The sequence below is a fragment of the Rhodoferax sp. ZS1R25 genome (assembly GCF_056521335.1).
Genome location: NZ_JBWMAZ010000001.1, coordinates 554,252 through 567,501, shown reverse-complemented (window position 1 = coordinate 567,501; position 13,250 = coordinate 554,252). Strand labels below are relative to the sequence as shown.

Sequence of the window (13,250 nt, the reverse complement as noted above, 5' to 3'; positions counted from 1 at the left end):
AACGAATGACATTTGCAATGCGGCCAAAGCTAATGGAGTACCCGTGTAGCCATCGCTCCTCCGTTCCTACTGGCGCCTCCTCCGCGGTTAGACAACATGGTTGACGAATGAGCAAGGAAACGTATGTCGAAAGTGGGCATCAGCAAGTTCTTTGAAGTGCTCGGATTTCAGTTGCGCAACAACAGGACGTCTTGGGGCGCTGCTAACAACAAGGCTGTGATGCTGCGTTCCTGGAGCGATCAAATGAAAGACGAGCCGCATCGAGTGACTGTCTTCAAACCCCAGTGGGAGTCAAGTAGGCGAGCCGGAGGGAATGAGCGTAAGGATCACTTACGAACAATATGGCGCGGTGGAATTTCCGCGTACACCGTAATTGCTGACCCGGCTCCAACTGGAAAAAACAGTTCGCGCAGCATTGGCAAATTCCGCTCCGACGTTGTTTTCCCGATAGAAGATCTCATAGAAGAGGACGGCATGCTCTACGCCGTTTTGAGCACACCAATTGCTGTGGCAATGTTAGATAAACATATGGTGGCCCACAAAACAGTGAAAAACACTAGGCCAGTGCCAAGTATGCTGAAAAACTTTGACGTCAAAGAACTCAAAGAAACGGAGGAAGGCCCTGGGTGGACAGACGAAGAACTCCTTGCTTCGATCCAAAGCTACACGGAAATGATGCGGCTTGACGCGGCCAGGAAGCGCTACGTCAAATCCCATTACTACACTCAACTCGCTGAGCGTTTTGGTCGTTCAGAGGGCGCCTTTCAGCGCCGCATGCAAAACATCTCATTTTTACTTGACTCGCGTGGACTCAATTGGTTGAGCGGATTGAAGCCTCAACAGAACATCGGTGCAAATGTCACACCTAGATTGACTGCGTTTCTCAAAGAGCTGTTCACTGAGTTGACTCCAACCGTTGAAATCGCGGAGGAAGTGACTGACGCTTCAAACGTGGTTGAAGGCGCAAAAAAGCAGATCGTTGTGAACGCATATGAGCGCGACCCAACTGCGAAACCAAGATGTATCAAGCGATGGGGAACAAAGTGCGTGGTGTGCTTTTTTGATTTTCAAATGGTGTACGGCAAATTGGGCCAGGGGTTTATCCATGTTCACCATCTGCGTCCTATACATTCAGTAGGAGAGTCCTACGAATTAGATCCAGAAAATGACCTACGCCCCGTCTGTCCGAATTGCCATTCGATGTTGCATCGCAAGAAGGAGGTGCTGACAATTGAAGAGCTAATTCGTCGCTTGAATTGGAAGTTCGATAAAGGCTTTCTAAAGAACTAAATGATGGGCTCGAAGCACCGCCTACATTGAAGTACACATTTAGCGCTAGCGTTTGCAGGCCCCTCGCGTTGGCCGCAAATTTCAAGGACTCTCGCCCCGCCCCAACTTCGCCAACAACTCCGCCATGCGCCTCTCTCGGGTTTCCGGCCGCTTGGCGCTGTGCAGCCGGTGGTAGATCGAGAACAGGTGCTGCCGCTTGAGGGTCGCGTAGAAGGCGTGGGCTGCGGGGTCTTGTTGCAGCGCCGCCAAAAAGTCTTCGGGTATCTCCATGGTGGCGCTGCCGGCGTAGGCGGCAGCCCAGCGCCCATCGGCGCGGGCGGCTTCCACCTGCGCCAGGCCGGCGGGCTGCATGTGCCCTTGCGCTATCAGCCGCTCGGCATGCTGCACGTTTTTCTGCGACCAGTTGGAGCGCGCGCGGCGCGGCGTCAGGCGTTGCACAAACGAGGTGTCGTCGAAGGATTTGCGAATCCCGTCGATCCAGCCCCAGGCAAGGGCGGCCACCACACAGTCGTCCCAGGTGACGGAGGCCTTGTCCGTGCCCTTTTTGAACATGCGCACCCACAGCTCCGTCTCGCTGGCGTGGTTGGCCCGCAACCAGGCGTGCAGTTGCTCGGGTGTTTCAAACGTGTGGTGGGTTGGTTTGCTCATGAATTGATAGCTGCTAGCGCATATTCCACGGGGGCTACAGCCAGATTTATCTTATGAATCCTATTTTTGATTCAAAACGATTTAGGCTGGCTGATGAAATTTACGCCGGTGCGGATGCGCTGTTTGCAGTAGTGGATGTTTTGCCAAACGCATTCTGTCCAAAAGTGTTCCTCACCCGTATGGATCGCATGAAGTAGGGGATCCAGATGGCAGCTATCAAGACTGCTTTGATGGCATCACTCGTCAGTTGCGCGTCTACGCTTGTTCTTGAGACGGCGAAGTCGGTCAGGATGATGTCAAGGACATGTATGGCAGCTGAGACTGCGTACCAAATCGCCATGAGTGTGGGAGCGCTGGCCTGTTTTTTGAAAAACTTGGGAATGATTGCCAAGGTGAAAAGGAGGAAGGCAATGTTGACGAGTAATTCCAGTCCCACCACGGGGAGCAGTCTGGGGTTATGGCTGGGCAGTTGTGTGTTGGCGAGCAGCGCCAGGGTTTGCGTACTCATGAGGGGGGAGTAGGCGTCATAGACTGATTTCGCCATGAGCAGCGGGCTCACCAGCAGGCCCATGCTGGGCAGTATCAACCAGCCCCCCAATCCACTGGGTTGCAGGGTGCCCAAATTGATGTCGAGGTGGTTGGCGTCTTGCATTTTTTGTACTCCCTGAAGTTGCCTGGTTTTTTGATTAGCGATTATTGGCCCGGCTGTGCTGGCGATGGCGGAATGCTGCCAATTCGCTATGTATTTCATAGCTGCTGGCACATATTCCACGGGGGCTACAGCCCAATTTCTCTTATAAACCTATTTAAGCGGAATAGGCTGCTCCGCCGGCACCGGCACTGCGGTCACGGTGTTTTTGGGGCTGCCGTCGATGATCTTGTCGGAGTACGACATATAGACCAGGGTGTTGCGCTTCACATCCACCATGCGCACCACGCGCACATGCTTGAACAGGAAGGAGGCGCTGGCCTTGAACACCTCGTCTTGCTTGTCGATCTTCTCTTTGAAGCTGATGGGGCCCACCTGGCGGCAGGCCACCGAGGCGTCTGACGTGTCTTCTGCCAGCCCCAGCGCACCGGCGTAGCCGCCGGTTTTGGCGTGCGACAAGTAGCAGGCCACGCCGTCCACCGCCGGGTCGTCAAACACGTCGACCACCACTTTGTCGTTGGGGCTGAGCAGTTTGAAGGTGGTGCTGACGCTGCCAATGGTCTCGGCGCTAGCGGCCAGCGCGGCGCTGGTCAGCAGCAAGGAAGCAATTAGTTTCTGCATGGCGAACTCTCTGGGTTGTCTGGGTTGAAAAGGGCGACTGGAAGAAGATTAGCAGGAGCGCGGATGACCGTGGAAAGGGCTTGGCGTACCATCCCGACGAATCAAAAAAAGGAGACTGCTATGTTCAGCCACGTGATGCTAGGTGTCAGCGATATTGAAAAGTCCAAGCTGTTTTACGACGCCCTGCTGGGCACGCTGGGCATTGGGCCCGGCCTTGGCAACCACAACGGCATCGTGCAGCGCTATTTCTACCGCAGCCCCACGGGCAATTTCTGCATCACCGAGCCGCTGAATGGCGAGGCCGCCACCTATGGCAATGGCAGCACCATTGGCTTCAAGATGGAATCGGCCGCGCAGGCCGAGGCCTTCCACGCGGCGGGCGTGGCCCATGGCGGCACCAGTTGCGAAGAGCCGCCCGGCTGGCGCGACAACGGCGTGGGCACGCTGTACCTGGCCTACCTGCGTGACCCCGATGGCAACAAGATCTGCGCGCTACACCGCCCGCCCAAGCCTGCCGCCTGAGCCGGGCACGGTTTAATGGGGCCATGTCCGTCCCGTCCTCACGATTCCCCCGCGCCCTGGGCGCCTTTCTGATGTTGACCTTTTTCAGCTCTCTGCTGGGTGCCAAGCCGCCCGAGCCCTACCCCCACCTGTACGAGAACCTGGCCGCCTCACAAACGCTGGAGGCGCGCAAGGTGCTGCAGGGCGAGGTGGAGGGGCTGTTTGCCATTCCGCGCACCAAGCAGGTGGTGGCTGCGGCGGGGGGCTACCTGTGGAAGTTCAGCGCGCAGGGCGAGCTGGTGGATTCGCTGCGCACGCCGTCGGACCTGTTCACCTCCGGCGTGGCGTTCACGCCGCTGTTCTATACCGACTGGGTGTTCACCGGTGAGCGGCAGCGCAAGGCCTATGGCGCGCCCCTGAATGGCAATGCGCTGAGCCCCGCTGAGCTGCGGGCCACGCTGGACAAGGCGGATGTGGTGGAGTTTGGCAACACCAACACCACGGCCTGGGCCTATATCTGGAAGGCGGGCAAGGCGCAGATCATGGACATCACCGCGCACCACGACGATGTGGACGACTACTGCAACCAGCGCACCCACTCGGCCGAGGCGCTGCGCTGGAAGGCCACCTGCCTGAAGGACCACCGCACCCGGCCCCAGGCCTGGCAAGAGGTAGAGCCCGAGCAGTTTCAGGGCTACAGCGACAGCCCGCCCCCACGCGCCAAGGTGACGGGCTTTGACCGGCGCAAGTACCACCTGGAAGAGGGCCTGGGCGGGCAGGTGTTTGGCGCCACCATCGGCTTGGCGCTGAAGGCCTGGGGGGTGCCGGGCTCGCTGCCAGACCGCTACTGGTTTGGCGATGCCCACACCGATTTGTATGTGGGCAAAGAGGTGATCAAGTTCAAGACCTTTGTGGCCAATGCGCGGGGCGATTACCGCTTCTCCGACATGCGCTGGTGGGACCCCGCACCCATAGCGCCGGGCACCAGCCCCTGGTTCACTCAGCACATGCGCACCTACATGGAGCGATCGGGCGAATCGGCGCTGCTGCCGTTTTACGAGAAAGACATTGGCCTGTATGTGGTGCGCCCCAAGGGCACGGGCCAGCCGGCCGCCACGCAGGGGCTGATGCCCGAGTGGCGCCCCGTGTTTGAAGGCCCCGAGACGCGCAATGCGGCGGTGACGGGCATGGTGGAGTTTGCCCCCGCCACCGCACCCGCGCACTACTGGCTGCGCGCGCCCAAGGTGAAGCACTATGCCGACCAAGGCCCCACGGTGGACGTGCTGGCGCTGTGGCCCGCCCTGCGCCAGCTGCCCGCGGCGCTGCTGGTGCAGTGGAGCACCTCGTACGAGCTGGAAGGCACGGCGCTGCGCGTGACGCTGGATGCGGAGGAGACCGCCATCGCCTTCAACACGCTGCGCACCAACAAGGTACAAACCACGCCGCTGGACCTGGTGGTGCAGGTGCCCAACCTGGGCACGATGGACGGCATGCAGGTGCTGCTGCGCAGCGGCAGCACCGCACTGCCGCTGACCAAGGCGCGCTTTACCTACGTGATGAAGCCGCCGGCAGAGAAGGTGTCAGACCACGCCCTGCGCGGCGTACTGCAAACCGCCACGGCGGCGGCCAAGGTGCCGGGTGCTGCGGGCCTGCCCGCGTTCTTGAAGCAGGCGCAGACATTTGCCCAAGACAAGGAGCACGCCGAGGCACTGGCGCCCAACGTGACCGCGGCCTACGCAGAGCTGATCAACGCCTACAACGGGCAGAAGGATTTCAAGGCGGCGGGCATGCTGGTGCGCCACTACCTGGCAGAGGTGCACCCCTACATTGGCCACTACAGCAAAGACCCCGGCCAGCCCTACAACATCACCGTCATCGCCAGCCAGACGCTGGCCATCTACGGCCAGCTGCTGCCGCAAGACAAGGACCTGGTGCCCGCGGTGATGGCCACGCTGATAGGCCCCAAGTTTGACCCGGCCAAACAGACCAACGGCACGCTGATGTACAACCTGGCCTGCCACTACGCCGTGGCCGGCGACAAGCCCCACATGCTGGAGAGCATCACCGCCGCCCGCCGCCTGGGCAAGCGGCAAGAGCAGTTCATGGCCGACTCCGACTTTGAGAAGTACTGGAAGGACGCGGAGTTTTTGAAGGTGCTGGCGGCCACCCAGCCAGAGACCTGACATGCGCCGCCGCTGGTTTCTCCCCACCCTGTTGTGCCTGCCGCTCACCCGGCTGGCATGGGCGGCAGAGCCCGAGGCAGAAGACGAGCCTGGCGCGCAGCCGCACTACAAGGTGTCCATGGCGGCGCTGCAGGCTTCAGTGGGGCAGCGCTTTCCGCTGCGCTACCCGGTGCCGGGGCTGCTGAATCTGGATGTGCAGGTGCCTGCGCTACGCCTGCTGCCCGCGCAAAACCGGCTGGGGGCCGAGGCGGTGGTAGAGGCCGCGGGCCCCGCGCTGAACCGCAGCCACCAGGGCACGCTGGACGTGGAGTTTGCGCTGCGTTACGAGGCGACGGACCGCACGGTGCGCGCACACCAGCTGCGCCTGAAGCGCCTGCAGTTCCCCACCCTGCCGCCCGCGGCCATGGCGCTGATCAACGTGTATGGCCCGGCCCTGGCCGAGCGCGTGCTGCTGGAGGTGGTGGTGCACCGCATGCGCCCGCAAGACCTGGCCCTGCCCGACGGCCTGGGCATGCAGCCCGGCAGCATCACCGTGACGGACCAGGGGCTGACGATTGGGTTTGTGCCTAAGCCGCTGCCGTGACTAGGTAGGCCGGGCCGCGTGTTCAAACGCCGATGCCCGTTGCGAACTCTTGCCAAATGCCGCAGACTCAGCGGGGAGCAATCGTGACATTCACCTTGCAAAGCAGGAAAGTTTGGACCTCATGAAAAACCTCAAAATTGGCGTTCGCCTTGGTGTGTGTTTTGGTGTTGTGCTTTTGCTGCTAGCCAGTGTGGCTGTGTTGGGGCTGAGCCGCATGGCGCAGATCAATCAAGCGACCGCGCTCATCACGCACATCAATAACCCCGAGAGCAGGTTGGCGGTCACCATGCGCATTGATGTCAACCGATTCGGCGCGGCGGCGCGTGACATCGTGCTGTTAGCGGACCCTGCTGAAATGAATGCGGTCAACAGTGACCTGCAAAAAAACCGCGCGGAATACGACGCAGCGGAAGAAGCGCTAGGCAAGATGTTTGCCACGGAGGCAGGAACCACGCCCAAGGAAAAAGAGCTTTTTTCCAAAGTTAAGGAACTCAAGAACCAGACCCAACCGGCCTTGGCCAAGGTGGTCGATCTGGGCTTGGTCAATAAAAATGAGGAGGCCACCACGGTGCTCATGAAAGAGGCCTTGCCATCTCAACGTGCCTGGCTGAATACATTGGGCGAGTTGGCCGACTTTGAAACCAAAGCGAGTGAGGAAGCCGCCAGTGCGGCAGATGAGGAATACAAATCTGCACGCACGCTGATGCTGGCGCTGAGTGCCCTGGCCATTGCGGCCGGTGTTACCGCTGCCTTTTTTATTACACGTTCCATCGTGGCGCCCATCAACACCGCGGTGCGGTTGGCGCAAACGGTGGCGGCGGGTGATCTGACATCGCGCATTGATGTCAACACGCGGGATGAAACAGGGCAGTTGCTTGCCGCAATGAAGGACATGCAGGAAAACCTGGTGAAGGTGGTGTCGACGGTGCGCGGCGGCTCAGAATCCGTGGCCACGGCAAGCGCCCAAATTGCGCAAGGCAACAATGACTTGAGCCAGCGCACCGAAGAGCAGGCCAGCGCCCTGGAAGAGACAGCCGCCTCCATGGAAGAGCTGGGCTCCACCGTCAAACAAAACGCCGACAACGCCCACCAGGCCAATCAGCTGGCCCAGAGCGCCAGCACGGTGGCGGTCAGGGGTGGCGAGGTGGTAGCCCAGGTGGTGGACACCATGGCGGGAATCAACGCCAGCTCCAAGAAGATCGTGGACATCATCAGCGTGATCGATGGCATCGCTTTTCAGACCAATATTTTGGCGTTGAATGCTGCGGTGGAGGCGGCGCGGGCTGGCGAACAAGGCCGGGGCTTTGCCGTGGTGGCGTCTGAGGTGCGGAGTCTGGCAGGGCGCAGCGCCGAAGCCGCGAAAGAAATCAAATCGCTGATCTCTGCGAGTGTGGAACGGGTGGAGGCAGGTTCAGCGCTGGTGCGACAGGCGGGTACCACCATGGATGAGGTGGTGGGCTCGATTCGCCGTGTCACAGACATCGTGGGTGAGATCAGTGCGGCCAGTACCGAGCAGAGCCAGGGCGTAGCCCAGATCGGTGAAGCGGTACAGCAAATGGACCAAGTCACACAGCAAAACGCTGCGCTGGTGGAAGAGATGGCCGCTGCGGCGTCGAGCCTCAGGGGCCAAGCCCAGGAACTGGTCGGCACCGTGGCGGCTTTTAAACTGGCTTGAGGCGCGCTCGCCGCTACAGAGCGGCGCGGGCTTTCATCTGGTCTATCTTGGGCTTCATGTAGAAGCCCATGAAGAGCCCAATCACCAGTCCCACAGGTAGTGAGCGGCTGAACGCCTGCCACCAAAAGCGAGACAGCGTAGCGTCCCACGGGCTGTTGATGAGCGAGATCACCAGGGCCAGCACGCTTTCAATCACACACGCTGTCAGCAACGACACCAGCAGCTTTCGCCCGAACGGGCTCATGCGCGGCAGGCGCTCTGTGGCTAGGCGGTCCAGCCGGCCAATGCCCACCAGGATCAACGGCAGCACGACCAGGCTGGTCACAAAGTTGCGCGCCCAGATGGGCAGGAAATCAACACCCGGCCCCACGTTGGCCCAGGTCATGAAGGCACTTAGCAGCAGCGCCACGGTAGGCAGGATGAGGATGGCGGGGAAGAGTTTGCGCACGGGATGGGTTGGCAGCGGCGGCCTGATAGTTGACAATATCAACATTGTATTAATTATTGGTTGAAGTTGTCAACCAATTGCATCCCCATGCCGTCCAAACCCTCTGGCCCCCTGCAGGCAGATCCTGCCGCCACCGTGTCCACCTTCGTCGCCTTTATGACGGCGTTTGGCGGCGCCCAGCAGTTGCTCAAAACCCGCATGCAAGCCGACGCCGAGCAGGGCCTGGGGCCGCTGCACCTGCGCGCGCTGTGCCTGTGCCAGCGCAACCCGGGGGGCTCGCAGCAGCAGCTGGTGCAATCCCTGCTGCGGGACAAGGGGCAGATCGCCCGGCTGATCCGCGAGCTGGAGGAGCGCGGCCTGCTGGTGCGCACGCCCGACGAGCGGGACCGCCGCGTGTGGTGCCTGACCGTGACGCCCGAGGGCGAAGCCAAGTGCGCCTGGTTCTCCGCGCTGGAGGCCCGCGTGGCCCAGGACCTGCTGGGCACGCTGAGCCAAGACGACAGCGCGCTGCTGGACCAGGTGCTGGCCGTGGTGCAGGGGCAGCTGGACCGGTTGAATACCGATGCGTGAGGCCGCTGCACAGGCGCCACATGCGTCCCACGCGCCTCATGCGGTTTCGCGCCTGCGCACCGCGCGGCTGGCGCGCAGCACCAAGCCGTTTCTGGCACGCGGCGGCATGAAGACCGAGCGCTGCCCGGACTGCCGCGTGGCACCGGCACACTGCATCTGCGCGCTGCGTCCGCAGGTGCCCACGCGTGCGGGCGTGTGCCTGCTGATGGCGGACATTGAACCCATCAAACCCAGCAACACGGGCTGGCTGATTGCCGATGTGGTGGCCGACACCTGGGCTTTTGGTTGGGCCCGCACCGAGGTAGACCCCGCGCTGCTGGCCCTGCTGGCCGATCCGCAGTGGCAGCCGTATGTGGTGTTCCCCGGCGAGTTTGTGGCCGAGGGGCGGGTGGTGAACACGCTACCCCCAGCGGCCGAGGATATGCCGGGCAAACGGCCTTTGTTCATCCTGCTGGATGCCACCTGGCCAGAAGCACGCAAGATGTTTCGCAAGAGCCCGTATCTGGACCAATTGCCGGTGCTGAGCCTGCAGCCCGAGCAGATATCGCGCTACCGCCTGCGCCGCAGCCGGCGCGACGACCACTTTTGCACCAGCGAGGTGGGCGCCCTGTGCCTGGAGCTGGCCGGCGAAACGCGGGCCGCGCAGATGCTGGAGGCTTGGCTGGATGTGTTCAGCGAACACTACCTGCGCGCCAAGAACCAGCTGCCACCCCGCTGGGACAGCGAGGTGCATGCGCGGTTGCAGGCACTTGAGCGCGGGGGCTAGAGGCCTAACCGACCTTGCGAAACGTCACATTCACGCGCCGCCGCCCCACCAGCGGGTGGTCGCCATCCGCCACCGGCAGCACGCCGTGGAAAGCCAGCCGGGACGGGCCGCCCCAGACGACCACGTCGCCATGGGCCAGGCGCAAGCGCTGGGTTTTGCCCGTGCGCTGCAGGCCGCCGAACAGAAAGGTGGCGGGCAGGCCCAGTGAGAGGGACACCACGGGCGCGCGCAGGTCGCGTTCGTCGCGGTCCTGGTGCAGGCCGAGTTTGTTGCCGGGCAGGTACTGGTTGATCATGCAGGAGTCGGGCACAAAGTCGGGGTAGCCGGCCTCAGTGGCGGCGCCTATGGCAAAGCGCAACAGGCACTCCGGAATGGCGGGCCAGGGCTGGCGGGTGCCGGGGTTGCTGGTGGCGTAGCGGTAGCCGCCGGGCTCGGACACCCAGCCCATGCTGCCGCAGCGCGTGGTCTGGATGGACATGGTGTGGCCCCCCGGTGTTTGCAGGTGGCGCAACGGCAACTCGGCGATGACGGACTCGACCGCGGCCAGCATCTGTACATCGCCCTCGCGGCCCAGGCCGCGCAGCAGCACGGCGCCCGGCGCTAGCGGAATGCGCAGGTCTTCGGTCGGCAGGGGCAGGTCGTCAAACAGGTCCACGGGCGGGCTGGGAGGTTGTGAATACTGTATTTTTGCACAGTATTCAAATCACAGCTTGCGTCGGCTGGGCTTGGCTTGTCATCCTGAAATTAAGCGCACAGAATCCGCCACAGGGAGCAATTCCGACGTCGCGCGCCGGCACTTGCCGGCAGATGCCCTCGCAGAAGGGCGCAAGCTGGCGATGCGTATGGCTGGAAAGCGTGCGATGGATCAACGTATTGCGGACATGTCACTGGTGACGCCAGCCAATGGGCCAGCCGGCGTATCGGGTCGGCAACGCCAGTGGGCGATGGTGACCAGTGGGCTGCTGGTGGTCTGGGGCGCGGTGTTGACGCCGCTTGCCAACAATCTGTGGTCCCCTGTGCCCGGCTACATGGCAGCATTTGGCACGGCCATGTTTGTGACCAACGTGCTGCTGGCGGCGTTGCTCTTCAACCGCGGCGTGGCCGAGCGCAGTGCGGCCACCGTCAAGCTGGGGTCGGCCTACCTGTTTGTTGCGGCGATTTTCTTGCCGCTGATGGCGGCCTTTCCCGGTGCGTTTGTGCCCGGCAATCTGATCGGGCAGACGGTCAGCGCTGTCTGGCTCTGGAGTTTTTGGCACGCGGGGTTTGCGGTGCTGATCTTGCGCTACGCCTTTGGCATCCACCGTCTGGCGGCGGGCCATGCCGCAAAACGCCCGTGGCCTGCCCGTGAATGCATTGCCATCGTGGCGGCGGCGGCGGTGCTGGCATGCATTGCCACCGTGGGCCTGCCTTGGCTGCCGGCGCTCTTCACCAATGGGATGACCTTTTTTGAAGGGCCGATGCAGCTGATCGCCTGGGGCGTGCTGAGCTTGAATGCAGCGGCCTTGTTCAGCGTTGTGCGCATCCGCGACAAAACGTCAGAACAAGTCTGGCTCGCGGTGGGGATGATTGCGGCCTGCCTGGATGTGTGGCTGACGTTCCATGGTTCCGACCGGTTTTCAGTGGGGTGGTACCTGGCCAAGGTGGGCAGCCTGTTCACGTCCATGGTGGTGCTCATGTCGCTGTTTGTGGACTTGACGTCGCTGTACCGCCGCGTGTCGCAGGCCAACACGATGCTGGCGCAGCTGGCCAGCCGGGACGGCCTGACCGGCCTGGCGAACCGACGCACGTTTGACATGATGCTCGCCACCGAATGGCGGCGCGCCCAGCGGCTGCAGCAGCCGCTGGCCTTGCTGATGCTGGACGTGGACCATTTCAAGGCCTACAACGAGACCTACGGCCATCTGGGCGGGGACGACTGCCTGCGCCGCGTGGCTAGCCTCATTGCCACCCAGGGCGAGCGGCCTGGCGATCTGGCAGCGCGCTATGGTGGGGAGGAGTTCGCGGTCATCCTCCCCAACACCGACGTCGCTGGTGCCAGCAACCTGGCCACACGCATCCGCGACGCGGTGGCCGCACTGGGGTTGGCCCACACGCAATCCAGCCTGCAAAGGGTGTCCATCAGCATCGGCGTGGCTGTTGTGCTGCCCCACCAGGAGCAGCAGCCTTCGGCACTCATTTCGCTGGCAGACCGGGCGCTGTACAAAGCCAAGCATTTGGGGCGGGACCGCGTGCACGTCGCAGCAGAGCCGACCCACACCCCCCCGGTGGACATGGGTAGCCCCCGCGTGGCCGCCAACGTTTCGCTATCACTTTAGTAGCTTCTAGCGCACGTTCTACGGGGCCTGCAGGCCCATTTGATGCCAAAAACTACATGCGCCCCTGCTGGCGCAACAACTGGGCCCGCTCGCGGATGCCGGTCTCGCCGCGCTGCAGCGCGGCTGCACTGGTGTGCACCGAGTAGTTCCCCATGAACAGCTCGTGCGGGTGCGGCACGCCCGAGCCGAGCACGAAGGCGGTGTCCGTCTGCGCTTCAAATTTAATGGCGCCGCCGGCGTCGTCAAACACCGCCAGGTCGCCCGTGCGCAGCGCCGCGGGCGCGGTCAGCACGCCTTCGCCCACGGCGGCCCAGGCCACGGTATGACCAGCGGGTGGCACAAAGCGCCAGGTCTCGCCAGCCTGCAGGTGCACGCCCAGGTAGGTCATGTTGGACGGTGCGGGGATCGGGCTGGTCTGGCCGCCGTAGGTGCCCAGCAGCACGCGGGCAGGGCCCACATGCGGCACGCCTTCGGGGCCCAGGTAGATGCTGTGCGCCTCGGCCAGCTCCAACGCGGGCGGCATGGCCACCCAGAGCTGGAAGCCCAGCACGCGTTCGGCGTTGTCGGGTTGGCCGGTGTGCCAGACGCCGCCGCCGGCCATCATCCATTCCACGCCGCCATTGGGCAGCACGCCGCGCGCGCCGTGTTCGCCGGTGGTGTCTTCGTAGGCGGTCTGGCCGCTCATCAAATAGGTGAGCGTGGCAATGCCCGAGTGCGGGTGCATGCCAAAGCGCGGTGGCTGGCCACCGGCGGCCACTTCAAAGCGGTCCAGAAAGATAAAGGGCTTGAGCACTTCGCCCAGGTCGCCAGGGCTGACCAGGCGTGTGATGGCGCCATGCGTGCTGCCGCGGGTGCGGTGGACGATGGGGCGTTGGACAGTGACTTCAGCGGTGGCGGTTGCAGACATGGCGGGCTCCTTCAAAGCGGTGAATCAAGCGATGTCTGTAGGTTAGGGCTTGCACCATTACTTGTGTAGACGCCACAATTGGCATTGACTATGC

14 protein-coding genes are annotated in these 13,250 nt (G+C 62.5%); 8 read left to right on the top strand and 6 right to left on the bottom strand.

Annotated features, from left to right (window positions below; all coding sequences use genetic code 11):
* Window positions 1–123 precede the first annotated feature (123 nt).
* Complete coding sequence (locus AC097R_RS02690; protein WP_479596058.1) at window positions 124–1,290, top strand: HNH endonuclease; 1,167 nt, start codon at window positions 124–126, stop codon at window positions 1,288–1,290.
* A gap of 81 nt (window positions 1,291–1,371) precedes the next feature.
* Here AC097R_RS02690 and AC097R_RS02685 read toward each other — a convergent pair whose 3' ends face one another.
* From AC097R_RS02685 to AC097R_RS02675, 3 genes are all read right to left on the bottom strand, one after another.
* A complete protein-coding gene (locus tag AC097R_RS02685) occupies window positions 1,372–1,938 on the bottom strand; it encodes a YdeI/OmpD-associated family protein (protein ID WP_479596057.1) in 567 nt (188 codons plus the stop codon).
* A 100-nt stretch (window positions 1,939–2,038) separates the two neighbouring features.
* On the bottom strand, window positions 2,039–2,590 hold the full coding sequence (locus AC097R_RS02680; RefSeq protein ID WP_479596056.1) for a DUF2569 domain-containing protein: 552 nt from the start codon (window positions 2,588–2,590) through the stop codon (window positions 2,039–2,041).
* A gap of 150 nt (window positions 2,591–2,740) precedes the next feature.
* On the bottom strand, window positions 2,741–3,208 hold the full coding sequence (locus AC097R_RS02675) for a CreA family protein (RefSeq protein ID WP_479596055.1): 468 nt from the start codon (window positions 3,206–3,208) through the stop codon (window positions 2,741–2,743).
* 120 nt (window positions 3,209–3,328) lie between these two features.
* Here AC097R_RS02675 and AC097R_RS02670 point away from each other — a divergent pair, with 120 nt between their 5' ends.
* The 4 genes from AC097R_RS02670 (at window position 3,329) to AC097R_RS02655 (ending at window position 8,150) form a co-directional block, all read left to right on the top strand.
* Window positions 3,329–3,730, top strand: a complete 402-nt coding sequence (locus AC097R_RS02670; protein WP_479596054.1) for a VOC family protein — start codon at window positions 3,329–3,331, stop codon at window positions 3,728–3,730.
* A 23-nt stretch (window positions 3,731–3,753) separates the two neighbouring features.
* On the top strand, window positions 3,754–5,892 hold the full coding sequence (locus AC097R_RS02665; protein WP_479596053.1) for a TPR end-of-group domain-containing protein: 2,139 nt from the start codon (window positions 3,754–3,756) through the stop codon (window positions 5,890–5,892).
* Window position 5,893: 1 nt separating this feature from the next.
* Window positions 5,894–6,475 (top strand): DUF1439 domain-containing protein, encoded by a 582-nt coding sequence (locus AC097R_RS02660; protein WP_479596052.1) that lies wholly within the window; start codon window positions 5,894–5,896, stop codon window positions 6,473–6,475.
* A 121-nt stretch (window positions 6,476–6,596) separates the two neighbouring features.
* Entirely contained in the window at window positions 6,597–8,150 is a 1,554-nt protein-coding gene (locus AC097R_RS02655; RefSeq protein ID WP_479596051.1) for a methyl-accepting chemotaxis protein, read from the top strand.
* A gap of 13 nt (window positions 8,151–8,163) precedes the next feature.
* Here AC097R_RS02655 and AC097R_RS02650 read toward each other — a convergent pair whose 3' ends face one another.
* Window positions 8,164–8,598 carry a DUF2798 domain-containing protein gene (locus tag AC097R_RS02650; protein ID WP_479596050.1) on the bottom strand — a complete coding sequence of 145 codons (435 nt, stop codon included), beginning with the start codon at window positions 8,596–8,598 and terminating at the stop codon, window positions 8,164–8,166.
* Between the two features lie 87 nt (window positions 8,599–8,685).
* Between AC097R_RS02650 and AC097R_RS02645 the strand changes: the two genes are divergently transcribed.
* Window positions 8,686–9,168, top strand: a complete 483-nt coding sequence (locus AC097R_RS02645) for a MarR family winged helix-turn-helix transcriptional regulator (RefSeq protein WP_479596049.1) — start codon at window positions 8,686–8,688, stop codon at window positions 9,166–9,168.
* Complete coding sequence (locus tag AC097R_RS02640; RefSeq protein ID WP_479596048.1) at window positions 9,161–9,934, top strand: tRNA-uridine aminocarboxypropyltransferase; 774 nt, start codon at window positions 9,161–9,163, stop codon at window positions 9,932–9,934. Before AC097R_RS02645 ends, AC097R_RS02640 begins: the two co-directional genes overlap by 8 nt.
* Window positions 9,935–9,938: 4 nt before the next feature.
* Here AC097R_RS02640 and alkB read toward each other — a convergent pair whose 3' ends face one another.
* Window positions 9,939–10,589, bottom strand: a complete 651-nt coding sequence (alkB, locus tag AC097R_RS02635) for a DNA oxidative demethylase AlkB (protein WP_479596047.1) — start codon at window positions 10,587–10,589, stop codon at window positions 9,939–9,941.
* Between the two features lie 205 nt (window positions 10,590–10,794).
* Between alkB and AC097R_RS02630 the strand changes: the two genes are divergently transcribed.
* The gene (locus AC097R_RS02630; protein WP_479596046.1) at window positions 10,795–12,249 is read left to right on the top strand and encodes a sensor domain-containing diguanylate cyclase; all 1,455 of its coding nucleotides are present in this window, start codon (window positions 10,795–10,797) and stop codon (window positions 12,247–12,249) included.
* A 52-nt stretch (window positions 12,250–12,301) separates the two neighbouring features.
* Here AC097R_RS02630 and AC097R_RS02625 read toward each other — a convergent pair whose 3' ends face one another.
* Entirely contained in the window at window positions 12,302–13,156 is an 855-nt protein-coding gene (locus tag AC097R_RS02625) for a pirin family protein (RefSeq protein ID WP_479596045.1), read from the bottom strand.
* Window positions 13,157–13,250 lie beyond the last annotated feature (94 nt).